Source organism: Streptomyces sp. NPDC020801, assembly GCF_044334385.1.
Lineage (GTDB): Bacteria > Actinomycetota > Actinomycetes > Streptomycetales > Streptomycetaceae > Streptomyces.
Genome location: NZ_JBIRST010000007.1, coordinates 42939 through 68204, shown reverse-complemented (window position 1 = coordinate 68204; position 25266 = coordinate 42939). Strand labels below are relative to the sequence as shown.

Here is a 25266-nt window from a genome sequence, read left to right as displayed (position 1 = left end):
ATACGGCACCCCGGGCGCGCGGCCCGTTCCGGCGTTCGCTACTTTTGCACCGTGGACAAGAAGAACGCCCTGCGCGCCGGCGCCCTGGCCGCCGGTACGACGCTGATGATGCTGCTCATGTCGTCTCCCGCGCTCGCGCTGACCCGCGACGACGGCGACGACCCCGGGTCCGGCCTGAGCGTCGTCCAGACGCTGGGTCTCTTCGTCGGTATCCCGCTCGCCCTGTTCCTGATCATCGCCGGCCTGGTCATCGTTCTGGACAAGTCCCGGAGCAAGCAGCGGGACACGAGCCGGAGCGTGAGCGTCAAGGCCAAGGCCTGACCCAGGGCCCACCGGGTTCTTCACGCCGAGGGCGCCGGCCCCGCCGCAGGTACGCATCGCCGTACGTGCGGCGGGGCCGGCGCCCTCGGCGCGTTCCGGGGCTTGTACGCGCGTCAGGGGCTGGGCGCGGTCAGGTACCGCTGAACCGTGGGCGCCAGCCACGCCAGCGCCTCCTCGCGCGCCAGGGCGACGGCCGCCGGCAGACGCAGCACATAGCGGGTGAGCGCCAGCCCCAGCAGCTGCGACGCGCACAGCGCGGCCCGCGCCGGAACCTGCTCGGGGTCGGGGCACACCGCCCGGGCGGCGGGCAGCAACTGGTCCCGGAACACCTTCTGCATCCGCTCGGCCCCGGCGGTGTTGGTGACGCCGACCCGCAGGATCGCCGTGAGTTCCCCGTTCTCCTCCCACAGGTCGAGGAAGTGGGACACCAGCGCCCACCCGGCCTCGTCACGGGGCAGCGCGGCCAGGTCCGGCAGCCGCAGATCGAGGGAGACGGCCGCCGCGAACAGTCCCTCCTTGTTGCCGTAGTACCGCATGACCATCGACGGGTCGATGCCCGCGTCCTTGGCGATCGCCCGGATGGTGGCCCGCTCGTACCCGTCGGCCGCGAAGCGCTCGCGGGCGGCGGTGAGGATGGCGGCGCGGGTGGCGTCGGAGCGGCGGGAGGGCGATGACGGGGGCGGCGAGGGTGCGGGCGCGGGCGTGCTGGGGGAGCCGGAGGTGGGTCGTTCCATGCCAACAAGCGTAGGCCAACACGTGTAGGCCAACAACTGTTGACAATGACGGCCCATGCGGACTACGTTTGCCAACAATCGTTGACCCACAAGTGTTGGCCAACGGCTGTTGACTGCCGGAGCCGGCTCCGAGGAGGCCCCCATGTCCGGAACCATTGGCATCCCCGGCGTCCCCGTGATCGTCGTCGGCGCCGGTCCCACCGGCCTGCTCCTGGCCGGTGATCTCGCCGCCGCCGGCGTGCCCGTCACCCTCCTCGAGAAGCGGCCGCACCGGATCAGCAACCTCTCCCGCGCCTTCGTCCTGCACGCCCGCACCCTCGAGCAACTCGACGCCCGTGACCTCGCCGACGGTCTGGAGGCGGCCGGCCGCCCCCTCGAACGGCTGCGGCTCTTCGACCGGCTGGCCATCGACCTCGAGGCCCTGCCCTCCCGGTTCCGGCACGTGCTCGTCCTTCCGCAGTACGAGGTGGAGGAGGCCCTGGAGAGCCGCGCGGTCAAGGCCGGTGCCGACTTCCGGTACGGGACCGAGGTGACCGGGCTGACCCAGGACGCGTCCGGCGTGACGGTCGAGGTGCGCGGACCGGACGGGGAGCCGGAGTCGCTGCGGGCGGCGTACGCCGTCGGCGCGGACGGGATGCGCAGTGGTGTGCGGGAGGCGCTCGGGCTGCCGTTCCCGGGGCACTCGGTGATCCGTTCCATGGTCCTGGCGGACGTCCGGCTCGCCGAGCCGCCCGGGACGCTGCTCACCGTCAACGCCACCCGCGAGGCCTTCGCCTTCATCGCGCCCTTCGGCGACGGCTACTACCGCGCCATGGGCTGGCGCCGCGGCCACGAGGTCTCCGACCGTGCGCCTCTGGACCTCGACGAGGTCAAGGAGATCACCCGGCTCGCCCTAGGCCGCGACTACGGCATGCACGACGCCCGCTGGATGTCCCGCTTCCACAGCGACGAGCGCCAGGCGCCCGCCTACCGCGTCGGGCGGGTCTTCCTCGCCGGCGACGCCGCCCATGTGCACAGTCCGGCCGGCGGACAGGGCATGAACACCGGTCTGCAGGACGCGGCCAACCTCGGCTGGAAGCTCGCCCAGGTCGTCACCGGCCACGCCCCCGAGGCGCTGCTCGACACCTACCAGGCCGAACGCCACCCCGTCGGCAGGTCGGTGCTGCGCAGCAGCGGCGGCATCATCCGTCTCGCCATGGCCCGGCGCCCCTGGACGCTCGCCCTGCGCGCCGCGCTCGTCACCGTCCTCGACAAGGTGGGCCCGGTCCGCCGCAAGGTGGCCGGCCAGATCACCGGCATCGGCTACCGGTACCCCGCTCCCCGCGGCGCCCACCGCCTGGTGGGGACCCGTGTTCCGGACGTCGCTCTCGCCGGCGGCGGCCGCCTCTACGAGGCCCTGCGCGGCGGCCGGTTCGTGCTCGTCGCCCCGGAGGCGTACGAGGCCGGGCCGGACCGCGCCGGCCGGCTGACCGCGACCCGCTGGGCGAGCGGCCGGCGCACGGCCGTGCTGGTCCGCCCCGACGGCTACGTCGCCTGGGCCGCCGACGCGGCCGGCCCGGCGGCGATCGAGGCCGCGCTCGCCGCCCACGTGGGCTGAGCGGAGTCCCGCGTTCTTCCTAGGCCGCGGAGCCCGGTTGTGTCCCCTCCAGCAACTCCCTGAGCAGGCCGGCCAGTTGGCCGGCCTGCTCGGCGTCGAGCGCGGACAGGGCCTCCGTCTGGGCGGCCAGGCCCGCGCCGACCGCCTCGTCGATGAGCCGCAGTCCCTTCCCGGTCAGGGTCACCTGCAGGCCGCGGCGGTCGTGCGGGTCGGGGGAGCGGCGCAGCAGCTCCGCGCGCTCCAGCTTGTCCAGGCGGCCGGTCATCCCGCCCGTGGTGAGCATGAGCGTCGCCGAGAGCTGCCGGGGGGAGAGGGTGTGGGGGGCGCCGGACCGGCGCAGGGTGGCGAGGACGTCGAACTCGCCGCGCGAGATTCCGAACGGCGCGTACGCCTTCTCCATCCGGTCGCCCATCGCGCGCGACAGCCGGAAGATCCGCCCGAAGACCTCCATGGCCGCGGTGTCCAGGTCGGGCCGGACGGCCACCCACTGGTCGATGATCGCGTCGACGGCGTCCTGGCGCTGCGGCGGGCGTGCACTCATGGGCAGAGTATCCGCCGCCGTACGGTCGCCCGCAAGAAAGTAGCTTGACGAAAAGTAGCTTATAGCTAAGCTACTTTCCACCGACCTACGTCCGGAAGGGTCTCCCATGGCCACCGACCGACGCCCCGCCGCCATATCCGTGACCGCCCTCACCGTGCTCACCGCGTCGGCCCCCGTGTCCTGGGGCACCACCTATGCCGTCACCACCGAGTTCCTTCCGCCCGGCCGCCCCCTCTTCACGGCCCTGACGCGTGCCCTGCCCGCCGGGCTGCTGCTGCTCGCCCTGGCCCGTGCCCTGCCGAAAGGCGCCTGGTGGTGGCGGTCGGCGGTGCTCGGCGCGCTGAACATCGGTGCCTTCTTCCCGCTTCTCTTCCTCTCCGCCTACCGGCTGCCCGGCGGTATGGCGGCCGTGGCCGGCTCGGCCGGCCCGCTGTTCGTGGTGGGCCTGGCGGCGCCGCTGCTGGGGCAGCGGCCGACGGCGCGTGCGCTGCTCACCGCCGTGGTGGCCGCGTCCGGCGTCAGCCTGGTCGTGCTGCGGTCTGCCGGGACGCCGGACCCGGTGGGAGTCCTGGCCGCGCTCGCCTCGGCCGCCTCGATGTCCACCGGAACCGTGCTGACCAAGAAGTGGGGCCGCCCGCCCGGCGTGGGCCCGCTGGCGCTCACCGGCTGGCAGCTGACCGCGGGCGGCCTGCTGATCGCGCCCCTCGCCCTCCTGGCCGAAGGACCGCCGCCCGCGCTGGACGCCCGCGCCGTCGGCGGCTACCTCTATCTCGCCCTGGTGAACACGGCGGTCGCCTACTGGCTCTGGTTCCGCGGCATCGGCCGGCTCACCGCCACCCAGGTCACCCTCCTCGGCCCGCTGTCCCCGCTGACCGCCGCCGTGCTCGGCTGGGCCGCCCTCGGCCAGGCCCTGACACCGGTCCAACTGCTCGGCATGGCCCTGGCGTTCGGGGCCACGGTCGCGGGGCAGCTGGGGGCCCGCCCGGCCGCTGCGCTCCGGCCGGCAGCGTTCGGTTCCGCTCCCGTCCCCGCCTGCGCCCCCACTTCTGCCCACACGTCCACGCACACGTCCACGCACACGTCCACACGCACGCCCACGGGCGATTCCACCCGCACTTCTCCCTGCACCTCCACGTGCGTCTGCAGGTGCGCCTCCACGTGCGCCTCCACGTGCGCCTCCACCTGCGTCTCCGGTGCGACGCGAACATCACGCGCCCAGCTGTGAAGCGAGCACGGGCGGTACGGAAAGGGGCGCCCGGCCGAACACCGGGCGCCCCCTGCTGTCGTACGGCCGACTACTGGGCCGCCGCGTCCGCCGCCTGGGCCTTCAGCGCACGCTCGACGCCCGCGCGGGACTCCGAGACCAGCCGGCGCAGGGCCGCGTTCGGTCCGGCGGAGGCCAGCCACTCGTCGGTCCTGCGCAGGGTCTCCTGCGACACCTGGATCGCCGGGTACAGGCCGACCGCGATCTGCTGGGCCATCTCGTGGGAGCGGGAGTCCCAGATGCCCCTGACCACCTCGAAGTACCGCTCCGCGTACGGCGCGAGCAGCTCGCGCTGGTCGGTCTGGACGAAGCCGGCGATGACCGCCTCCTGGACGGCGTTCGGCAGCTTGTCGGAGTCGACTACCGACGCCCAGGCCTCCGCCTTGGCCTCCTCGGTCGGGCGGGCGGCGCGGGCGGTGGCGGCGTGACGCTCGCCCGCCGCCGTCCTGTCCCGCTCGTACTCGCCGGCGATCTCCGCCTCGTCGAACCGGCCGACCGCCGCGAGCCGCTCCACGAACGCCCAGCGCAGCTCCGTGTCCACGACCAGGCCCTCGACCGTCTGCGAACCCTCCAGCAGGGCGTTCAGCAGGTCGAGCTGCTCCGGTGTGCGAGCCGTGGCCGCGAAGGCGCGCGCCCACGCCAGCTGGTGGTCGCTGCCCGGCTCGGCGGCGCGCAGGTGCGCCAGCGTGGCGTCGGTCCAGCGGCTGAGCAGGGTGTCGCGGGCGGCCGGGTCGCCGTACAGGTCGATCGCCAGCTTCACCTGGCGGTGCAGCGACTGCACCACGCCGATGTCGGACTCCTTGCCGATGCCGGACAGCACCAGGGAGAGGTAGTCGCGGGTGGCGAGCTCGCCGTCGCGGGTCATGTCCCAGGCCGACGCCCAGCACAGGGCACGCGGCAGCGAGGACTCGAAGTCGCCCAGGTGCTCGGTGACGAAGGCCAGCGACTGCTCGTCGAGGCGGACCTTGGCGTAGGACAGGTCGTCGTCGTTGAGCAGGACCACCGCCGGACGGCGCCGGCCGGCCAGCTGCGGTACGGCGGTCAGCTCGCCGTCCACGTCCAGCTCGATGCGGCCGTCGGCCGCGCGCACCAGCTTGCCGCTCGCCTCGTCGAGGTCGTACAGGCCGACGGCGATCCGGTGCGGGCGCAGCGTCGGCTCGCCCTTGGCGCCGGCGGGCAGGGCCGGAGCCTCCTGGCGGATGGCGAAGGAGGTGATGACACCCGTGGCGTCCTCCTGGTCCGTCTCGATCTCCGGCCGCAGGATGTTGATGCCGGCGGTCTCCAGCCACTTCTTCGACCAGGTCTTCAGATCGCGGCCGGAGGTCTCCTCCAGGGCGCCCAGCAGGTCGGTCAGCCGCGTGTTGCCGTAGGCGTGCCGCTTGAAGTACGCCTGCACGCCCCGGAAGAACTCGTCCATGCCGACGTAGGCCACCAGCTGCTTGAGCACGCTGGCGCCCTTGGCGTAGGTGATGCCGTCGAAGTTGACGAGCACGTCGTCCAGGTCGTTGATCTCCGCCATGATCGGGTGGGTGGACGGCAGCTGGTCCTGCCGGTACGCCCATGTCTTCATCGAGTTGGCGAAGGTGGTCCAGGAGTGCGGCCAGCGCGAGCCGGGCGCGTGCGCCTGGCAGGCGATGGAGGTGTAGGTGGCGAACGACTCGTTCAGCCACAGGTCGTTCCACCACTCCATGGTGACCAGGTCGCCGAACCACATGTGGGCCAGCTCGTGCAGGATCGTCTCGGCGCGCATCTCGTAGGCCGCGTCGGTCACCTTGGACCGGAAGACGTACTGGTCGCGGATGGTGACCGCGCCCGCGTTCTCCATCGCGCCCGCGTTGAACTCCGGCACGAAGAGCTGGTCGTACTTGGCGAACGGGTAGGCGTGGTCGAACTTCTCCTGGAACCAGTCGAAGCCCTGCCGGGTCACCTCGAAGATGGCGTCCGAGTCGAGGAACTCGGCGAGCGAGGGGCGGCAGTAGATGCCGAGCGGCACCGACTGCCCGTCCTTCTCGTACACGCTGTGCACACTGTGGTACGGCCCGGCGATCAGCGCCGTGACGTACGTCGAGATGCGCGGCGTCGGCTCGAACACCCAGACGTTCTCCTGGGGCTCGGGCGTCGGCGAGTTGGACACGACGGTCCAGCCCTCGGGGGCGCGCACGGTGAACTGGAAGGTGGCCTTCAGGTCCGGCTGCTCGAAGGAGGCGAAGACCCGGCGTGCGTCGGGGACCTCGAACTGCGTGTAGAGGTACGCCTGGTCGTCGACCGGGTCGACGAATCGGTGCAGGCCCTCGCCGGTGTTGGTGTACGCGCAGTCGGCGACGACCCGCAGGACGTTGCGGCCCTCCAGCAGGCCCGGGAGGGTGATCCGGGAGTCCTCGAAGAGCTCGGCGGCGTCGAGGCTCTCCCCGTTGAGGGTCACCTCGTGGACGGCCGGGGCGACCAGGTCGATGAAGGACGTGGCGCCTCCCCCACTCTCGGCTTCGCCTGAGCGGAAGGCGCCCCCATCGGCGACGTCGAAGCGCACCGTGGTCACGGACCGGTAGGTGCCGCCCTCCTGCGCGCCGGAGAGGTCGAGATCGATCTCGTACGAGTCAACGGTGAGCAGCTTCGCCCGCTGCTGCGCCTCTTCGCGAGTCAGGTTTGTGCCAGGCACGCGGTCATCTCCTCGTGATGTGTGGGTGCGGTCATCCTTCCACGTCGTCCCTGATGTGAACGGGCGGTCACCGACTACCGGTGACCGCCCACTCGAAGTACGTACGCGCCCGCCCCCGTCCGCCGGGGACGGTCCCGCGCTAGGCGCTCAGCTCGGCCGCCACCAGCTCCGCGATCTGGACCGCGTTCAGGGCCGCGCCCTTGCGGAGGTTGTCGTTGGAGATGAACAGGGCCAGGCCGTTGTCCACCGTCTCGTCGCGGCGGATGCGGCCGACGTAGGACGGGTCCTGGCCGGCGGCCTGCAGCGGGGTCGGGATGTCGCAGAGGGCCACACCGGGGGCGCCGGCCAGCAGCTCGGTGGCGCGCTCCACGCTGATCGGACGGGCGAAACGGGCGTTGACCTGGAGGGAGTGCCCGGAGAAGACGGGGACACGCACACAGGTGCCGGAGACCTTCAGGTCCGGGATCTCCAGGATCTTGCGGGACTCGTTGCGGAGCTTCTGCTCCTCGTCGGTCTCGTTCAGGCCGTCGTCGACGAGGTTGCCCGCGAAGGGGAGCACGTTGAAGGCGATCGGGCGCTTGTAGACGGCCGGCTCGGGGAAGTCCACCGCCGCGCCGTCGTGGGTCAGCCTGTCGGCCTCCGCGACCACCTTCTGCGTCTGGCCGTGCAGCTCCGCCACGCCCGCCAGACCGGAGCCCGACACCGCCTGGTAGGTGGCGACGACCAGCGCCTCGAGCCCGGCCTCGGCGTGCAGCGGCCGCAGCACCGGCATCGCGGCCATCGTGGTGCAGTTCGGGTTGGCGATGATGCCCTTGGGGCGGTCGGCGATCGCGTGCGGGTTCACCTCGGACACCACCAGTGGCACGTCCGGGTCCTTGCGCCACGCCGAGGAGTTGTCGATCACCACGGCGCCCTGCGAGGCGACCTTCTCGGCCAGCGCCTTGGAGGTGGCGCCGCCCGCGGAGAACAGCACGATGTCCAGGCCGGTGTAGTCGGCCGTCGCCGCGTCCTCCACCGTCACCCCGTCCAGGACCGTCCCCGCCGAGCGGGCCGAGGCGAACAGGCGCAGCTCGGTGACCGGGAAGTCGCGCTCGGTGAGGATCCTGCGCATGACCGTGCCGACCTGACCGGTGGCTCCGACGATTCCGACCCTCACGGTGACTCCCTCTTCGTGTGCTGTGCGTGGCGTGTGCGCTCGGCCGAGGCCCTGTCCATCATGCGGCCGACCCCGGCCCACGTGTCCAATTCTTTGCGCGGTGTGCCCGAGGACTGGGACGAGTCCGTTTTCCGCACGGTTGCGGTCCTGCGGTGCGCACCCCTGGCGAGCTGCAGAAATTCGCCCGGTTCGGCCCGCCTGCCGCAAGCCGTGCTGCTCCGTGCCTGCCCGCCCCTACCCGGCGCATACGGCGATGTGACGTACGCCTCTGCCGCGGCGCCGGAAAATGCCCGCGGTCACGCCGAACGTTCCGCCTGGGCCCGGCGTCGTAGAGGAGACGCGGTGAGGGGGTGGCTGGTGCTGCGCAGAAGGGCGCGCCGCGGCCAGGAGACGGACCACGGCGGCGAGGATCCGCTGGACGCGGTCCAGGAACGCCGCGTGCGGGCGGTGCTCGCGCTCGGCGGCGTGCCGCAGGCGGACCTGCCGGACGGGGTGCAGCAGGTCCGGCTGCGGCTGCTGGAACGGGCCGCGAGCGGTCAGGAGGCGCCGCGCGACGTCTCGGCCTGGGCGGCGGTCGTCGCCTCCAACCTGGCCATGGACTGGCACCGGGCCAGGCGCCGCCAGGACCGGCTCGGCGAGCGCCTGGCCGCTCTGCGCCCGCCCGAGCACACCGCCGGGGGCGAGGACACCCGGTTGCTGTCCCTCGCGGTCGCGCAGGGTCTGGACGAGCTGCCCGACGCCCAGCGGCAGGTCGTCGTCCTGCGCTTCTACGCCGACCTGCCGGTCCGCTCCATAGCGGAGCAGCTCGGCGTACCGGAGGGCACGGTCAAGAGCAGGCTGCACACGGCGGTCCGCGCGCTGCGCGACCGCCTGCACGAGGACGAGGTGGTGTGACGTGACGGCCGAACACGAGGGCCACGACGGCATCGACCCGCTGATGGCCGCGCTCACGGACGCCCCCCTGCCCGCCGAGCCCCAGGCGGACCCCGCCTTCATGGCCGCCTACCGAGCGGCCCGCACGGACGTCGCCCTGCTCAGGCAGCAGTTGCGCATCATCGGGGACGCGGTGACCGAACCGCAGCCGCAGCCGCAGCCGCAGCCGGAACCGGAACCGGAGCCGGAGCCGGAGCCGGAGCCGGAGCCGGAGCCGGGGGCCGGCCGCTGCGGTGCGACGCCCGGCTCGTCCCGCGCGACGACGGATCCGTCCCACGCCGCGCCCGACCGGCCCGGATCGCCGGTGGGCCCGGAGGACGAGGCGGCTTGCTCGGGCTGCGGGGCGGACGGCCTGGACGGCGAGGCGACGGGCCGGGATGCGGGCGTGGGCCGGGACGGTGTCGGCGCGGGCCGGGACGGCATCGGCGAGAGCCGGGGTGGTGTGACGGACCGTCCAGGTGGTGCGGCGGCACGCTCGGGCCCTGCGGCGGCGGGTGCCGGCCGCGCGGCGGATCACCCTGCTCCCGCCCCGGCCCGTCCGGCTCCGGCCCGTCCGGCTTCGGCCCGTCCGGCTCCCGCAGGCTCCCGTCCGCGCCTCGTGGCGTGGGGGGCGGGCTCGCGGGGGTCGAAGGGCTCGGTGCGGCCGGAGCGGGTGGGGCCGGGCTCGCGGTCCCGGCGCCGGGCCGGAGCTCGGGCCCTCGGACTCGGCGCCGTCGCCGTGGCCACCGCCGTCTCCGCCCTCCTCGGCCTGGGGTGGCTCGTCGAACAGGGCGGCGCCGGCCGAGACTCGCGGGGCGGGACCGCCGACAAGGCGAGTGCCGGGCGGGCGGCCGAGGGCTCCTTGTTCGCCGCCCCGGGATACCTCGCCTGCGCCCGCCTCGTCGTGGAGGGCGACGTGACGGACATACGGGGGGTGTCCGGCACCGGACAGGTCCGCGTCACCCTGCGCGTGACCCGCTCCTACAAGCCGGAGAAGGAACGGGGCGAGGTGACGTTCACCGCGGACGGGCCCCTGGACTTCGGCAGGGGCGACCATGTGCTCGTCGGCATCCCGCTCCGGGCGGCCGAGCCCGACGCCTGGATCGTGGGGGAGAAGGACATCGCCCCCGAACGCGACGGGATCACCCGAGCGCTGCCCCGCTCCCGCGCCCTCACATGCGAATGACGGGGGCGGGCCCCCGCACGGACGCCCGCCCCCGCCACAGCCGTACCGAAGCCGCACCGAGCCCTGCGGCACGGCCTTCTCGATCTTCACGTCGCCGATGCCCGCCACCGTGCCGCGCGCGTTCACCGGCTGCACCCGCCCGAAGAACTCCCGCCCCTCGGGCGCCCGCTCGGCGTTTCAGGCACGCGACCGCGCATAGTGGCGGGACGCCTTCGCACGGTTGCCGCAGGCGGCCATGGAGCACCAGCGGCGCGTACCGTTCCTCGACGTGTCGAAGAAGTGCAGGATGCACGACTCGTGGGCGCAGGCCCTGATCCGGTCCGGCGCGGTGGCGAGCAGTTCCAGGTAGTTACGGGCGGCGAGCCAGGCGGGACCCCATGAGGGGTCGGCGAACTCGGGCCGCTCGACGGGCCCTTCGACGGTCAGTCCGGCCCGGATCCGTCCGTGCGCGAGCACGGCGTCGACGAGCGGTGCCCCTTGCTTCGGCGACCCGTCCACGACGGCCTTCAGCGCGTCCCGGGCCTGGAGCAGATGCCGCAGTACGGACGGGTCGGCCGCGTACTCCCCGCCCAGCCCGTTGCCCGCCAGCCACACGGCCAGCCCGTCGGTGCCGGCGAGCAGGTCCTGGGTGACCCCCTCCCGGTTCCAGCGCGTGTTGAGCAGGTCGAGTGCGAGGGGCTCGCCGGTCAGGGGGCGGGGGTCGCGGGCGCTGGACATGGGGCACTCCTTCTCGGCTAACCAGTCAAGAGTACGTGACAGGTTGACGCGCCTCGATTCTAACCGTTAAATGAAATGAAAGGGGTTAGTTCTTGCGGCTCCCCCGGATCTTTCGAAGGGATCACCCATGTCTCTGCGCACCGGTCACATCGGCCTGAACGTCACCGACCTCGACCGTTCGCTCGCCTTCTACCGCGACGTGCTCGGCTTCGCGCTGCTCGCGGAGGGCAAGGAGGAGGACCGGCGCCACGCCTTCCTCGGCGACGGCGGCGACCGGCCCCTGCTCACCCTCTGGCAGCAGGCCGGGCGGCCGTACGGCGGTGACCGCGCCGGACTGCACCACCTCGCCTTCACGGCCGAGTCGATCGAGCAGGTCAGGGCCTACGAGTCGGCGCTGCGGAGGTACGGCGTGGACTTCGCGCACGAGGGCGTGGTCGCCCACCGCGAGGGCTCGGCCTCGGGCGGGATCTTCTTCCACGACCCGGACGGCACCCGCCTGGAGATCTCGGTCGCGGACGGCGCCGAAGGCGCACCGGCACCGCACGAGACGGCTCCGACCTGCGGCTTCTTCTAGAGAGGGGGCGCCTCGACATGGGGATCTACCACGCGGGCTCGCGCACCGTGCAGGACCGGGTCGGTGTGCGCGCGGCGGCCGACCACGTGGGCCGGGCCGTCGGCCGGGACATCAGGCCGGTCGCCGCCGCCTTCCTGGAACTGCAGCCCCTGCTCGTCCTGGGCGCCACCGACCCGGTGACCGGCACGGTCTGGGCCTCGCCGCTCAGCGGAAGGCCGGGCTTCGTCCGGGCCACCGGTCCGCGCCGGATGTCGGTGACGGGCGGCGTGGGCCCCGGCGACCCGCTGGCGGCGGCGCTCGCCACGGACGGCGCGTACGCGGGCACCATCGCCCTCGACCCGCGAACCCGGCGCCGGATGCGCCTCAACGGCCAAGTCCGCCCCACCTCCCGGGGCTTCGCCGTCGAGGCGGACCAGGTCTTCTCCAACTGCCCCAAGTACCTGCAGCGCAGGGAGTCCTGGGAGAGCGTCACCCGCACCCCGGGCGAGCCGCGCCGCGGCTCCGAACTGTCCGAGGAGCAGCGGGACTTCGTGACCGGCGCCGACACCTTCTTCCTGGCCTCGGTGCACCGGGGCGGCGCCGACGCCAGTCACCGCGGCGGCAATCCGGGCTTCGTACGGGTGATCTCGCCGAGCGAACTGCTCTGGCGCGACTACCCCGGCAACTCCATGTTCCTCACCCTCGGCAACCTCGCCGCCGACCCGCGGGCGGGGCTGCTCTTCCTGGACTGGACCACGGGGACGTCGCTGCAGCTCACGGGTGAGGCGCGGGCGGAGTTCGGGGCGGACGCCGGGCGCGTGGTGCGGTTCACGGTCGCCGGGGTCGTCGAGACGCAGGGGGCGGTGCCGCTGCGCTGGGCTCCGCCCGAATACTCACCGGCCAACCCGTTGCTGCCGTAACGTCACCGTATGCGCAAGGAGTTGAGAGTGGCGGCCTACGCCGTGTGTGTGCGGGACGGACGGATGCTGCTGGCCCGCTGGGTCGCCGGCGACGGCACGCGCCGGTGGACCCTGCCCGGCGGCGGCATGGAACACGGCGAGGACCCCTATGACACCGTGGTCCGCGAGGCGGAGGAGGAGACCGGCTACACCGTCGAACCGGTCGTCCTCCTCGGCCTCGACTCCATCCGGCGCACCTACCCGCGGCGCTCTCTGGGCACCCATGCCGACTTCCACGGCCTGCGCATCGTCTACGAGGGCCACGTCACGGGCGGCGAACTGCGCCACGAGACCAACGGCTCGACGGACCGGGCGGCCTGGCACCCCCTGGAGGCCGTCCCCGAGCTCCCGCGGGTCGGTCTGGTCGACGTGGGACTGCGGCTGTGGCACGAGCGGCCTTCGGCGGGCCGGGTCGCGATCCCGGACGGAACAGCTCCCCTACCCCGGAAGATGAACGAGGAGTAGCCACCCCCGGGCCGCCCGACGAGCGGCCGTGGACGCACACGGTGGTCCGAGATCCACGTACGGTGATCGGCGCCGCGCGTTGCCGTCGCGTTCACGTGCAGGTCACTCCCGGTGCCAAGCATCCGGTACGAGCGGGAGGTTCGCGTCAGCGACCGCCCGCGACCACTGCCGACGCGTTCGCACCCGGGGAGATCGCGCCATGTCGCGCACACGCTCTGTCACCGCCTCCACGCTGGGGGTCGACCGCCGCACCGTCCTCGCCGCCGCCGGGGCGGTGACCCTGTCCGCGGGCGTCGGCTACGCCCTGCGGCCCACCGACAGCCAGGCCGCGCCGCAAGGGGGCGGCCCCGGTACGGCCGAGGCTCCGCTCGCGTCCTCCCGGAGGGCGCCGGCCGCGCCCCTCGCGCCGTACACGAAGGGCACCACCCTCGACTCCGTCGCCGCGCCCCGCTCCGGCTCCGCCTACCGCCGGCTCGGCGACGGCCCCGGCTGGAAGCGGGTGGTGCGCGGCGAGCTCGCCGCGCCCAGGTCCGGCCGCGCCGGGCGCCGTACGATGCTCGCCGCCTTCGTGCAGTTCACCGACCTGCACCTGGCGGACACCCAGCATCCGCTGCGCGTGGAGTATCTGCGCTCCTGCGACAACCGCCTGTGGCGGCCGCACGAGGCGCTCACCGTGCAGGGCGCGATCTCGCTGGTCGAGCGGGTCAACGCGCTGCGGGGCGCGCCCGTCACCGGCGCACCGCTGCACTTCGTCATGACCACCGGTGACAACACCGACAACAACGCCGGGACCGAACTCGAGTGGTTCATGAAGGTCATGAGCGGCGGCCGCATCACCCCCGACTCGGGCGACCCGCGCCATTACGAGGGTGTCCACAACAGCGGACTGAAGCTGTACTGGCAGCCCGACTCGGCCGTCCGCGACGCCGACAAGCAGCTCGGCTTCCCGCATCTGCACGGCTTCCTCGCCGCCGCGACCCGCGAGGTCCGCAGCCCTGGCCTCAACCTTCCGTGGTACTCCACGGTCGGCAACCACGACGCCCTCCCGCTCGGCATCTACGGGCCCGGTGACCCCTACCTCGCCGAGTACGCCGTCGGCGGCAGGAAACTGATGAGCCTGCCGGCGGCGGAGGCCGGCAGGCTCCAGGACTCGATCAAGAACGCCCGGGACCCCAGGGGTGTGCGGCTGCGCGACCTGCTCAAGGCCCACGCCCGGGACATGCGCTCGGTCACCCCGGACGAGAAGCGCGCCCCCTGCACCCCCGCCGGCTACCTCAAGGCGCACCTGGACCCGGCGCACCGGGGCCTCGGCCCCGTCGGCCACGGATACTCCTCCGCGAACCTGGACGCGGGCACCCAGTACTACAGCTTCCGCGTCGCCGACGACGTCATCGGCATCAGCCTGGACACCACCGACGCGGGCGGCAGTTACGAGGGCTCCATCGGCACGGCCCAGCTGAAGTGGCTGCAGAGGACACTGGCGGACAACAAGGACTCCTACGCCGTCGTCTTCAGCCACCACACCAGCGCCTCGATGGACAACACCCGCCCCGACCCGGCCCGCCCGGGGGAGCGCCGCCACGGCGGTGCCGAGCTGGTGGCCCTCCTCGCCGGCCACCCCAACGTGCTGGCCTGGGTGAACGGGCACGTCCACAAGAACGTCATCACCCCGCACTCCGTCTCCGGCGGCCACGCCTTCTGGGAGATCTCCACCGCCTCGCACGTCGACTACCCCCACCTCGCCCGCATCATCGAGCTGGTGGACAACAAGGACGGCACGCTCTCGGTCTTCACCACGCTCATCGAGTCGGCCGCCCCGCACCGCACGGATTTCGCCGATCTCAGCCAGACCGGCCTGGCCGCCCTCTACCGCGAACTGGCCTTCAACGCCCCCGGCGCGCTGAAGAACCTGGCGGGAGGCGCGGTGGACCGGAACACGGAACTGGTGCTGAAGAAGGGCTGAAACCCGCCCGACTGGTGTTCGACGGGGCAACTCACCCCGGTCCGGTACGAGTCCCCTTCCTCGACCGAGCCCGACGAAGGGGGAAGTTCATGTCCGTACGCACGATCCTGGTGGGAGCGACGGCCGTTGCACTCTCGGCCTCGCTCGCCGCACCCGCCCTGGCGGCGGCCGCACCCGCCGGAGCCGGGCGGCACGAGGCCACCCGGCGGGCCGTCCTGGCGGCGGTCGCGGCCGGTGTGCCCGGTGTGACGGCCACGGCCGGGGACGCCCACGGCACCTGGTCCACGACCGCGGGCGTGGGCGATCCGGGGACGGGCCGGCCCCGTTCGGCGCAGGACCGCTACCGGGTCGGCAGCATCACCAAGACGTTCGTGGCCACGGTGCTGCTCCAACTGGAGGCGGAGGGCAGAGTGTCCCTGGACGACACGGTGGAGAAGTGGCTGCCGGGCGTCGTGCACGGCCACGGTCACGACGGCCGCCGCATCACCGTCCGCCAACTGCTCAACCACACCAGCGGCATCTACAACTACACGTCCGACGAGACCTTCGCCCGCACCTACTTCCTCAAGGACGGCTTCTTCCGGCACCGCTACGACACCGAGCGGCCCGAGGACCTGGTGCGGATCGCCATGTCCCACCGTCCGGACTTCGCGCCGGGCACCTCCTGGAAGTACTCCAACACCAACTACGTCCTGGCCGGCATGGTGATCCGGCGCGTGACGGGCCACTCCTACGCGCGGGAGATCCGCAGCCGGATCATCGCCCCGCTGCACCTGACGGCCACCTCCCTGCCGGGCACCCGGGTCACCGTCCCGCGGCCCAGCAGCCGCGCCTACTCCAAACTGGGCGGGACCGCGGCGGGCCCGACGTACGACGTCACGGAACTCAACCCCTCGCTGGCCTCCTCGGCCGGCGAGATGATCTCCGACTCGGCCGACCTGAACCGCTTCTACACCGCCCTGCTGCGGGGCCGGCTGCTGCCGCCGCGCCAGCTGAAGGAGATGAAGACCACGGTGACGAACACGGGCGAGCCGAACGCCGGTTACGGCCTGGGCCTGATGGAGCTCACCCTCTCCTGCGGCGTGCGGATCTGGGGCCACGACGGCGGCATCCACGGCTCGGCGTCCGCCGCGGCGGCCACGGCCGACGGCCGCCACGCCCTCTCCCTGAACTTCAACGGCGACTGGACGGGCGACAGCGACGCGGTGCTGACCGCGGAGTTCTGCCCCCAGCAGCCGTCGGGACCCGGCGCCGGCCGTTGACGGAAGGGGCCGCCGGCCTCGGCACCGGCGGCCCCCTCTGCCCCTCCTGATGCGTCCCGGTCCGTCACTACCGGGGCAGCACCACGACGTACGCGGCCGGGTCGCGGTCGGTGGCCGCCATCAGGGCGGTGCGGACCACCGTCGCCTGCTGGTCCATCGCGTCGCGGAGCTTTTTGGGGGTGATGTGGACGACCGTGATGCCCAGCCGCTCCAGGTGTTCGCGCTTGCGGGCGTACTCCGTCCACTGGGCGTCCTCGTCCGGCCCGCCGTCCGGCCGGTCGCCCGGGCGCGGCGCGCGGGTGTCGAGTTCGAGGGCGACCGCCTGCTCCGGCCAGTACGCGTCCAGGCCGCCCAGGTGGGGGCCGCCGGGCAGCCGCAGGTTCACGTTCCAGACCGGGTCGGGCAGGCCGTGCTCGCGCACCATCCGGTACAGCCGGTCCTCCGCGAGCGCCCGCCCCTCGGCCAGCAGCGAGTCCACCGCGTCCACCACGTGCGGCCGGCCCAGCAGCCGCGCCTCGGTCAGCTCCCGTACCACGGCGGCCGGTTCGCAGTACCCGCCGCGCACCGCCTCCGTCAGCAGCCGCCGTACCGTGCCCGCGTCCGTCAGGTGGGCCACCGCGTCCGCCAGGGCGCGCGGTACCGGCGCCACCGGAAGGCCCGTGACCGGTTCGGGGACGGGCAGGCCCGCGGTGCGGACGATCCGCGCGCAGCCGGTCGAGCGCAGCCGGCGCAGACGCGGCACCAGGACGTCGATCACCTCCAGCGACGGCAGGGGCGGGGCGGAGGCGAAGCCGTGCAGGGTGAGGGCCGCAAGGCCCGTGATCATCGCCTCGGCGTGGGCCGGGCCGTGCGGTTGCCGCGCGGTCGGTTGCGCCGGCACCCCGGGGGCCGGCGCCGGGAGTCGTCCGCGCGCCGCGTACAGGAGCACCGCGTGCAGTCGCTCCTCGCCGGTCGGCGGCCCCGGGTGGAGCAGGAGGACGCCCGGCAGGAGTTGCTGCCAGGGGCCGCCCGCACGGCACCGCTCGTTCGCCTCGGCCGTCGGCACTCCGTGGGCGCGCAGCTGAGCGGCCGTCAGGACCCGGCGGCACGTCTCGGAGAGGTGGCTGAGGGGGCGGGGGGAGAGGGGGGTGTTGTGGTTCATGTCCGGCAGGTTCCCGCGCCCGCTCCGCCCGCTAACCGCTGTTACACGTCCGTCGACGAACCAGGACAAGCCCGCCCTAAAGGACGGGTGTTCGGATGCCGAAAACCCCTGGTCCCCTGCGGGAGGACCAGGGGTTACGGTGTGTCTTGACCGAATTTCGTAACGGTTACCGCGCGCCTGAGCCTTGGCCAGAGCTACGGCTCACCGGATGCCCTCCCCGGCCGCCCCCGCCGCCGTGTCGCACGCCTGTCCGCGCAGCGCCCGCGCCAGGTCGTCCCGGGCCTCGAGCACCAGTCGGCGCAGTGCCGGGGCGGCCCCCTCGTGTGCGGCCAGCCACGCGTCCGTCGCCGCCAGGGTCTCCTGCGAGTCCTGCAGCGACGGGAACAGGCCCCGGACGACGTCCATCCCGATCTGGATCGACCGCTCGGTCCACACCCGCTCGATCGCCGCGAAGTACTTCGGCGCGTACGGCGCGAGCAGTTCCCGCTGCGAGGGCTGGACGAAGCCCGCGATCGTCGCCTCCACCAGCGCGTTCGAAAGCGCGTCCGACTCCACCACCTGCGCCCACGCCTGCGCCTTGACGGCGGCCGAGGGGCGCGCGGCCAGGCAGCGCACCTGGTGGCGCTTGCCGGAGGCGGTGTCGTCCCGGGCGAGTTCACCGGCGAGCACCTTCTCGTCCGCGACCCCGTACGTCGCCAGCGGCTCCAGGAACGCCCAGCGCAGCTCCTGGTCGACGTCGAGCCCGGTGATCCTTTCCGTGCCGTCCAGCAGACCCTTCAGCAGCTCCAGGTCGTTGGGTGCGGATGCCACCGTCGCGTAGAAGCGGGCCCACGCCAGCTGGTGCTCGCTGCCCGGCTCGGCCTGCCGCAGCTCGGCCAGCGCGCCCTCGGCCAGCACCCGCTCGCCCGCCTGCCGCCACCCCGGTGCCACATAGTGGACCAGCGCTGAGCCCGCCCAGGCGTGCAGCATCTGCAGCACCCCGATGTCGGACTCGCGGCCCGCGAAGCGCAGCACCAGGTCGATGAACTCCCGCGCCGGCAGCAGCGCGTCCCGGGTCAGGTTCCACAGCGCCGACCAGCACAGGGCGCGGGCCAGGGGGTCGGTCAGGGCGCCCAGGTGCTCGCGCAGGGTCGCCAGCGAGGTCTCGTCGAATCGGATCTTGCAGTACGTCAGGTCCTCGTCGTTGACCAGCACCAGCTCCGGGGCGTTCGCACCGGCCAGCTCCGGCACCACCGTCCGTGCCCCGGCCACGTCGACCTCGGCCCGCGCGTACCGCTCGAGCTTCCCGGCCCGTGACCGCTGGTACAGGCCCACCGCCACCCGGTGCGGGCGCAGCTCGGGATGCGACTCGACGGCCTCCTGCACCACCGCGAGCTCCTCGATCCGCCCGTCGGGGCCCAGCAGCACCTGCGGGGTCAGCGAGTCGACGCCGGCCGTCTGCAGCCACGACCGCGCCCAGGTGCTCATGTCCCGGCCGCTGGTCTCCTCCAGGGCCGAGAGCAGGTCGCCCAGCCGGGTGTTGCCGTAGGCGTGCCGCTTGAAGTAGCGGCGCGCGCCCTCCAGGAACGCGTCCTGGCCGACGTACGCCACCAGCTGCTTGAGCACCGAGGCGCCCTTGGCATAGGTGATGCCGTCGAAGTTCAGCTTGGCGTCCTGCAGGTCACGGATGTCGGCGGTGATCGGGTGCGTGGACGGCAGCTGGTCCGCGCGGTAGGCCCACGCCTTGCGGCGGTTGGCGAAGGTGATCCAGCCGTCGGTGAAGCGGGTCGCGCCGACCAGCGCGAAGGCGCCCATGAAGTCGGCGAAGGACTCCTTCAGCCACAGGTCGTCCCACCACTCCATGGTGACCAGGTCGCCGAACCACATGTGCGCCATCTCGTGCAGGACCACGTTGGCCCGGCCCTCGTAGGAGGCCTGTGTCACCTTCCCGCGGAAGATGTACTCCTCCCGGAAGGTCACCAGGCCCGGGTTCTCCATCGCGCCCAGGTTGTACTCGGGCACGAACGCCTGGTCGTACTTCCCGAACGGGTACGGGTAGTCGAAGTGGTCGTGGAAGAAGTCCAGGCCCTGCTTGGTGACCAGGAAGATGTCGTCGGCGTCGAAGTGCTTGGCCAGGCCCTTGCGGCACAGCGCGCCGAGCGGGATCTCCAGCCGTGTGCCGTCCTCGAACACCCGCTCGTAGGAGTCCGTGACCCAGTGGTACGGGCCCGCCACCACACAGGTGATGTATGTCGAGATCGGCTTGGTCTCCGCGAACCGCCACACCCCGTCGTGCTGTTCGCCGACCCCGTTGCTCCACACCGTCCACCCCTGAGGGGCCCGCACCTCGAAGCGGAACGGGGCCTTGAGGTCGGGCTGCTCGAAGTTCGCGAACACCCGGCGGGAGTCGGCCGGCTCGTACTGGGTGTAGAGGTAGACCTCGCCGTCCTCCGGGTCGACGAAGCGGTGCAGGCCCTCGCCGGTGCGCGAGTAGGCGCACTGGGCGTCCACGACGAGTTCGTTGTCGGCGGCCAGGTCCTCGAGCTGGATCCGGGAGCCGTCGAAGACCTCGCTGGGGTCCAGGTCCTTGCCGTTGAGCGAGACGGCGGTGACGCCCGGTGCGATCAGGTCCGCGAAGCCGGCCGCGCCCACCTCGTTGCAGCGGAAGCGGATCGTGGTCACCGACCGGAACGTCCGCGGCCCGTCCCCGGCCCATTCGCCGACCGCCGAACGCACGTCCAGGAACACGTCGTATCCGTCGACGGACAGCAGGGCGGCCCGTTCCCGGGCCTCGTCGCGGGACAGATTCTCACCGGGCACGGGTGGTACTCCCTCGGTACGTCTCGGATGCCGGACACGATCGAACATGACCGATCCTGCCACGCACCCCTGACGCGCGGCAGCAGGGAATGGGACCGCAGTGACCGGTGTTGTTCGTCGGAGGGCCGCGAGCGCCGTGCCGCGCGTCTTCCGTCTGCCGAGGAGAGACATGTCCGAGACCGCTGCCACACCGGGCAGGACCCCCGTCGACTTCTGGTTCGACCCGCTGTGCCCGTGGGCGTGGATGACGTCCCGGTGGGTCCTGGAAGTGGAGAAGGTCCGCGACATCGAGGTGCGCTGGCACATCATGAGCCTGGCGGTGCTGAACGAGGACAAACTGGACGAGCTGCCCGAGAACTACCGCGAGCTGCTCACCACCAAGGCGTGGGCGCCGGCGCGCGTGGTGACCGCGGCCTGGCAGAAGCACGGCGAGGACGTCCTCGGCCCGTTCTACACCGCGCTCGGCACCCGCTTCCACAACCGCGGCGAGGGTCCCACCCGCGAGGCGATCGCCGGCGCGCTGGCGGACGCCGGCCTGCCCGCCGACCTCATCGAGTACGCCGACCAGGAGGACTTCGTGTTCGACGCCGAGCTGCGCGCCTCCCACAAGGAGGGCATCGAGAAGGTCGGCCAGGACGTCGGCACCCCGGTCATCGCGCTCCCGGGCTCCGACGGCGAGCAGATCGCCTTCTTCGGCCCGGTCGTCACCCCCGCCCCCAAGGGCGAGCAGGCCGCCCGCCTCTGGGACGGCACGATCGCGGTCGCCTCGGTCCCCGGCTTCTACGAGATCAAGCGCACCCGCACGGCGGGCCCGGACTTCAGCAACCTCTGAGACCCGAACGGAACCGGCCCCCGCGTGTCACGTCCACGCGGGGGCCGGTTCTTCTCATCCGCCTGCCCGCGTGAAGGGTGAGAAGACGATCACAAGGCAGGACGATCCGGGGCGGGAGCTCAGGGCGCGAGCAGCAGCACGTCGGTGCGGGACCTGGCGGCGGCGTACCGCCGGGCGACGTCCTGCCAGTTGACGACCTGCCACATCGCCTCGACGAAGTCCGCCTTCTGGTTCCTGTACTGCAGGTAGAAGGCGTGCTCCCAGGTGTCGAAGACCAGGAGCGGCGTCGCGCCCTGGCCGACGTTGCCCTGGTGGTCGTAGACCTGCTCGACGATCAGACGGCCGCTGAGCGGCTCGTGGGCGAGGACGCCCCAGCCGGAGCCCTGGGTGGTCGCGGCGGCCTTGGACAGCTGGGCCCTGAAGCCGGCGAAGGAGCCGAAGGACTCGTCGATCGCGTCCGCCAGCTCGCCCACGCCGTCGGCGGCCAGCGGTTCGCCGCCGCCGTCACCGGCCATGTTCTGCCAGTAGATCGAGTGCAGGATGTGCCCGGAGAGGTGGAAGGCCAGGTTCTTCTCCAGGCCGTTGACAGAGCCCCACTGCTCCTTGTCCCGCGCCTCGGCGAGCTGCTCCAGCGTGTCGTTGGCGCCCTTCACATAGGCCGCGTGGTGCTTGCCGTGGTGCAGCTCGATGATCTCGGGGCTGATCACGGGGGCGAGCGCGGAGTGGCCGTAGGGCAGTTCAGGCAGCGTGTAGACGGGCATGGCGGTCCCCTCCGACTCTTATTGCGAAAGACTTGCAACTACAAGCTATCAACAAGAAGACGGATGAGGGCAACGGCGCGGGAGACGGGAAGGCCCCCACGTGTCGTCGCACGTGGGAGCCTTCGGCGAGGGGTGCGGCGGGTCAGCCGCGGGCGCGGGACCGCTGCCGGGCGTATCCCACCGCCGCCAGGAACAGCGTCATCCCGCCAGTCGAGTACAGCTGCACCCGCGTGCCGTCCTCCCGGGCCATCAGGACGAAGATCGTCGCCATACCGGCCAGCGCGACCCACGTCAGCCACGGGAACCCCCACATCGTCACGACCAGCTTCTGCGGCGTCCTACGCTCCAGCCTGCGCCGCAGCCGCAGCTGCGAGACGGCGATGAACATCCAGACGACCAGGATCACCGCGCCGATCATGTTCAGCAGCCAGGGGAAGACGTCGTCCGGCCGCCAGTAGTTGAGCAGCACACAGACGAAGCCGAACACGCAGGACACCAGGACGGCGACCCGCGGCACGCCGCCGGAGACCCGTGCCAGCGCCTTCGGGCCCTGTCCGCGCTGCACCAGCGAGTACGCGATGCGCGAGGAGCCGTAGATGTTGGCGTTCATCGCGGACAGCAGGGCGACCAGGACGATCACCTTCATCAGCTGACCCGCGCCCGGGATGCCGAGGTGGTCGAGCGCGGCGACGTACGGGCCCTTGGTGACGACGTCCTCGGAGTTCCACGGAACCAGCGTGACGATGACGGCCATCGAGCCGACGTAGAAGAGCGCGATGCGCCACATCGCCGTACGGACCGCGCGCGCCACGCCCTGCACCGGGTTCTCCGACTCGGCCGCCGCGATGGTGACCGTCTCCAGGCCGCCGTAGGCGAAGACGGAGGCGAGCAGGCCGATGATCAGGCCCTGGCCGCCGTGGGGCAGGAAGTCGGTGAGGTTCGAGGCGCCGGGGGAGTCCGTGCCGGGCAGCAACCCGGCGATCGCCAGGACGCCCAGCACCAGGAAGAGCGTGATCGCGCCGACCTTCAGGGCGGCGAACCAGAACTCGAACTCGCCGAAGTTCCTCACCGCGGCCAGGTTCGCGCCGCAGAACACCACCATGAACAGCGCCACCCACGCCCACTCCGGCGTACCCGGCAACCAGCCGGTGACGATCTTCGCGGCGCCGATGCCCTCCAGACCGACCGCCGTGCACAGCAGCACCCAGAACGACCAGCCCGCGGCGAAACCGGCCCACGGCCCGAGCGCCCGCTCGGCGTGCGCGGAGAAGGAGCCGGACGACGGGTACGCGGCCGACATCTCACCGAGCATCCGCATCACCAGCATCACGAGGATGCCGGAGACGGCATAGGCGACGACGATCGAGGGACCGGCGGCGGCGATGCCGGCGCCGGAGCCGACGAACAGGCCCGCGCCGATCACACCACCAAGGGCGATCATCGACAGGTGGCGCTGCTTCAGGCCGTGGGACAGGGTGACGTCGTCCGCCTTCTCCGGCGTCTCGACGGTGGTGCTGCTGCTGGGCATGGGCGCGGCTCGTCCAGTGAGAGATGGGCAAAACGCCCACAGTCTGGGCGGCCGCTCCGCCTGGACGGGGCGGCCGCCCACCATCCGGACGCGCTCTGTACACGCAGTGAGACGGCGACTACGCGGCGGCCGGCGCCGACGGGCGGGACGGCGTCCGGGCGGGGTGCCGAGTCGTTTGGTGGGACCCTACAGTCACTCAGAAGCCGCTGAGGGTGGCGGAATCCGCTCCACCTCAGTGATCGGCGTCACGCCGGATCGCGTGTAGGTCCCTTTCTTTGTGTGAATATGACGAAGCATCGGTTCCCCCCTTTGTCGGGCGCTGACGGTGATCGGGGCGCGGCCGCCGGGATAGCGTCACGGTGTCCCAACTGCCCTCACTCCGCGGAGTCCCCATGAGCACCGCCGCCGCAGCCCCCGCCCCCGCCCGCACCGGGCAGGTCCTCGCCGACCTGCTGCCCTCCTCCCGCGTCCGGGACGCCGCTCTCGTGCTCGGCGGCGCCGCGCTCACCGGTCTCGCCGCCCAGATCTCGGTGCCCGTGCCCGGCTCCCCGGTGCCGGTGACCGGCCAGACCTTCGCCGCGCTGCTGGCCGGCACCGCGCTCGGAGCCCGCCGCGGCTTCCTCGCCCTCGCGCTGTACGCCCTCGCCGGCATGGCGGGTGTGCCGTGGTTCGCCGGCGGCACCTCGGGCGCGGCGGCCCCCTCCTTCGGCTACATCCTCGGCATGCTGCTCGCCTCCACGGTCGTCGGCGCGCTGGCCCGCCGCGGCGCCGACCGCAGCGTCTGGCGGATGGCGGGCGCGATGGTGCTCGGCGAGGCGATCATCTACGCGGTCGGCGTGCCCTACCTGGCCCTGGCCACCGGTATGTCCGCGTCCCTGGCGATCGCGGCCGGCCTCACCCCGTTCCTGATCGGCGACGCCCTGAAGGCCGCCCTGGCGATGGGCGCGCTGCCCACCGCCTGGAAGCTCGCCGGCAGGCGCTGACCCTTCACCCTCACCGGGCCGACGCACCCGCACTTCATTGCGCCGGCGCACCCGGTCGCCCGGCCAACTCCCGGCGGCCGGGCGCGCCGGTGTTCAGCCCCGCTGCTCCCGAAGCCGCCGCTGCGACCACCAGAGCCCGGCCACGCCCGCCGCGATCAGCGCCGTACCGGCCGCGCCAAGGGGCAGGACGTCACGCCCCACACCCGTCCTGGGCAGCTGGTCGCCGCCCGGAGCGACCGGCTTGTTGTCCGTGCCGAGCAGCAGTGGGGTGGCGGGGGCGTTCGGTGACGGGTTCGTCGTGCCGAACGGCACCGGGCCCTGCTGCCAGTACGTCTTCTTCCCGTCGCCGCTCTGCACGGGCAGGCAGATCTTCCCCTCCTTGCTCAGGTCGTACGTCGCGTCCACCGTGTACGACTTCGAGGCGCCGGCGGCCAGTTGGCCGACCGCGCAGCTGAATCCACTGTTCGAGCCGGCCGGCAGACCCTTTTCCGGGATCGCCGAGCAGCCCGGCACATTCGTGACCTTCAGGCCGTCGAAACCGACGAACAGAAGTTTGATGTCACCGCTGTTGCTGGTCCCTTCGTTCCGTACGGTGGCGTTAATCACCGTCTTTTTCGAACTGTTGTCGACCGAGATCTTCTTCGGCAGCAGCGTGGTCACCTTCACGCCCGCCGGTGCCTTGTCGACGGCCTTTCCCCCCTGGCTGCTGCCGGGCCCCTGGTCATCCGCGGAGGCGGTGAGGGAAAGGATCATCACCGTGGAAAAAGTTGCTGTGACCAGCGATCCCGCGATGGCCGTCATATGACGAGAACTCATGTTCGTCCCCCTTGGCTGCGCCTGAATTCGCAGTACTTGAAGAGGTACCACAAGATTTCTCCGCACTATGCTGGGACGGACCCAAGTGTGACCATTGTGTTCCCATCGGGACAGGGCGGG

22 protein-coding genes are annotated in these 25266 nt (G+C 72.3%); 12 read left to right on the top strand and 10 right to left on the bottom strand.

The features are described 5' to 3' along the window. Positions 1-51: 51 nt before the first annotated feature. Positions 52-321: a hypothetical protein gene (locus tag ACH4UM_RS16420; protein ID WP_398178829.1), complete on the top strand. Its 270-nt coding sequence runs from the start codon at positions 52-54 to the stop codon at positions 319-321. A 113-nt stretch (positions 322-434) separates the two neighbouring features. On the opposite strand, the gene ACH4UM_RS16415 is transcribed toward ACH4UM_RS16420, so the two are convergent. Beyond that, the gene (locus tag ACH4UM_RS16415) at positions 435-1055 is read right to left on the bottom strand and encodes a TetR family transcriptional regulator (RefSeq protein ID WP_398178827.1); all 621 of its coding nucleotides are present in this window, start codon (positions 1053-1055) and stop codon (positions 435-437) included. Positions 1056-1197: 142 nt separating this feature from the next. On the opposite strand from ACH4UM_RS16415, the gene ACH4UM_RS16410 reads away from it, so the two are divergent. Continuing rightward, positions 1198-2652, top strand: a complete 1455-nt coding sequence (locus ACH4UM_RS16410; protein WP_398178824.1) for an FAD-dependent monooxygenase — start codon at positions 1198-1200, stop codon at positions 2650-2652. A 19-nt stretch (positions 2653-2671) separates the two neighbouring features. On the opposite strand, the gene ACH4UM_RS16405 is transcribed toward ACH4UM_RS16410, so the two are convergent. Beyond that, a complete protein-coding gene (locus ACH4UM_RS16405) occupies positions 2672-3193 on the bottom strand; it encodes a MarR family winged helix-turn-helix transcriptional regulator (protein WP_398178822.1) in 522 nt (173 codons plus the stop codon). A gap of 106 nt (positions 3194-3299) precedes the next feature. Between ACH4UM_RS16405 and ACH4UM_RS16400 the strand changes: the two genes are divergently transcribed. Continuing rightward, on the top strand, positions 3300-4418 hold the full coding sequence (locus tag ACH4UM_RS16400; protein WP_398178820.1) for an EamA family transporter: 1119 nt from the start codon (positions 3300-3302) through the stop codon (positions 4416-4418). A gap of 70 nt (positions 4419-4488) precedes the next feature. Here ACH4UM_RS16400 and pepN (ACH4UM_RS16395) read toward each other — a convergent pair whose 3' ends face one another. Continuing rightward, entirely contained in the window at positions 4489-7113 is a 2625-nt protein-coding gene (gene pepN / locus ACH4UM_RS16395) for an aminopeptidase N (RefSeq protein ID WP_398178817.1), read from the bottom strand. Between the two features lie 139 nt (positions 7114-7252). After that, on the bottom strand, positions 7253-8269 hold the full coding sequence (locus ACH4UM_RS16390; RefSeq protein ID WP_398178814.1) for an aspartate-semialdehyde dehydrogenase: 1017 nt from the start codon (positions 8267-8269) through the stop codon (positions 7253-7255). Positions 8270-8626: 357 nt separating this feature from the next. Between ACH4UM_RS16390 and ACH4UM_RS16385 the strand changes: the two genes are divergently transcribed. Both ACH4UM_RS16385 and ACH4UM_RS16380 read left to right on the top strand, forming a co-directional pair. After that, positions 8627-9163 carry a sigma-70 family RNA polymerase sigma factor gene (locus tag ACH4UM_RS16385; protein WP_398179581.1) on the top strand — a complete coding sequence of 179 codons (537 nt, stop codon included), beginning with the start codon at positions 8627-8629 and terminating at the stop codon, positions 9161-9163. A 1-nt stretch (position 9164) separates the two neighbouring features. Next, on the top strand, positions 9165-10367 hold the full coding sequence (locus ACH4UM_RS16380) for a hypothetical protein (protein WP_398178812.1): 1203 nt from the start codon (positions 9165-9167) through the stop codon (positions 10365-10367). A gap of 177 nt (positions 10368-10544) precedes the next feature. Here ACH4UM_RS16380 and ACH4UM_RS16375 read toward each other — a convergent pair whose 3' ends face one another. Continuing rightward, complete coding sequence (locus tag ACH4UM_RS16375) at positions 10545-11084, bottom strand: CGNR zinc finger domain-containing protein (RefSeq protein ID WP_398178809.1); 540 nt, start codon at positions 11082-11084, stop codon at positions 10545-10547. A 127-nt stretch (positions 11085-11211) separates the two neighbouring features. Here ACH4UM_RS16375 and ACH4UM_RS16370 point away from each other — a divergent pair, with 127 nt between their 5' ends. From ACH4UM_RS16370 to ACH4UM_RS16350, 5 genes are all read left to right on the top strand, one after another. Further along, positions 11212-11658, top strand: a complete 447-nt coding sequence (locus ACH4UM_RS16370; RefSeq protein WP_398178806.1) for a VOC family protein — start codon at positions 11212-11214, stop codon at positions 11656-11658. A gap of 17 nt (positions 11659-11675) precedes the next feature. After that, positions 11676-12557, top strand: a complete 882-nt coding sequence (locus ACH4UM_RS16365) for a pyridoxamine 5'-phosphate oxidase family protein (protein WP_398178803.1) — start codon at positions 11676-11678, stop codon at positions 12555-12557. Positions 12558-12566: 9 nt separating this feature from the next. Further along, positions 12567-13061, top strand: coding sequence for an NUDIX hydrolase (locus ACH4UM_RS16360; RefSeq protein ID WP_398178800.1), 495 nt, complete (start codon positions 12567-12569; stop codon positions 13059-13061). Between the two features lie 199 nt (positions 13062-13260). Then, entirely contained in the window at positions 13261-15024 is a 1764-nt protein-coding gene (locus ACH4UM_RS16355) for a TIGR03767 family metallophosphoesterase (RefSeq protein WP_398178797.1), read from the top strand. Positions 15025-15113: 89 nt separating this feature from the next. Beyond that, positions 15114-16286: a serine hydrolase domain-containing protein gene (locus ACH4UM_RS16350; protein WP_398178794.1), complete on the top strand. Its 1173-nt coding sequence runs from the start codon at positions 15114-15116 to the stop codon at positions 16284-16286. A gap of 67 nt (positions 16287-16353) precedes the next feature. Here the strand turns inward: ACH4UM_RS16350 and ACH4UM_RS16345 are convergent, their stop codons facing one another. After that, positions 16354-17427: a hypothetical protein gene (locus ACH4UM_RS16345; protein WP_398178791.1), complete on the bottom strand. Its 1074-nt coding sequence runs from the start codon at positions 17425-17427 to the stop codon at positions 16354-16356. A 201-nt stretch (positions 17428-17628) separates the two neighbouring features. After that, on the bottom strand, positions 17629-20226 hold the full coding sequence (gene pepN / locus ACH4UM_RS16340; protein WP_398178789.1) for an aminopeptidase N: 2598 nt from the start codon (positions 20224-20226) through the stop codon (positions 17629-17631). A 169-nt stretch (positions 20227-20395) separates the two neighbouring features. On the opposite strand from pepN (ACH4UM_RS16340), the gene ACH4UM_RS16335 reads away from it, so the two are divergent. Next, complete coding sequence (locus ACH4UM_RS16335) at positions 20396-21058, top strand: DsbA family protein (protein ID WP_398178786.1); 663 nt, start codon at positions 20396-20398, stop codon at positions 21056-21058. A 119-nt stretch (positions 21059-21177) separates the two neighbouring features. Here the strand turns inward: ACH4UM_RS16335 and ACH4UM_RS16330 are convergent, their stop codons facing one another. Together ACH4UM_RS16330 and ACH4UM_RS16325 are read right to left on the bottom strand one after the other, a co-directional pair. Beyond that, positions 21178-21819: a superoxide dismutase gene (locus tag ACH4UM_RS16330; RefSeq protein ID WP_398178783.1), complete on the bottom strand. Its 642-nt coding sequence runs from the start codon at positions 21817-21819 to the stop codon at positions 21178-21180. A gap of 142 nt (positions 21820-21961) precedes the next feature. Next, positions 21962-23347, bottom strand: coding sequence for an amino acid permease (locus tag ACH4UM_RS16325; protein WP_398178780.1), 1386 nt, complete (start codon positions 23345-23347; stop codon positions 21962-21964). Between the two features lie 392 nt (positions 23348-23739). Between ACH4UM_RS16325 and ACH4UM_RS16320 the strand changes: the two genes are divergently transcribed. Next, positions 23740-24330, top strand: a complete 591-nt coding sequence (locus ACH4UM_RS16320) for a biotin transporter BioY (RefSeq protein WP_398178777.1) — start codon at positions 23740-23742, stop codon at positions 24328-24330. 93 nt (positions 24331-24423) lie between these two features. On the opposite strand, the gene ACH4UM_RS16315 is transcribed toward ACH4UM_RS16320, so the two are convergent. Beyond that, positions 24424-25146: a hypothetical protein gene (locus ACH4UM_RS16315; RefSeq protein ID WP_398178774.1), complete on the bottom strand. Its 723-nt coding sequence runs from the start codon at positions 25144-25146 to the stop codon at positions 24424-24426. Between the last annotated feature and the right edge of the window lie 120 nt (positions 25147-25266).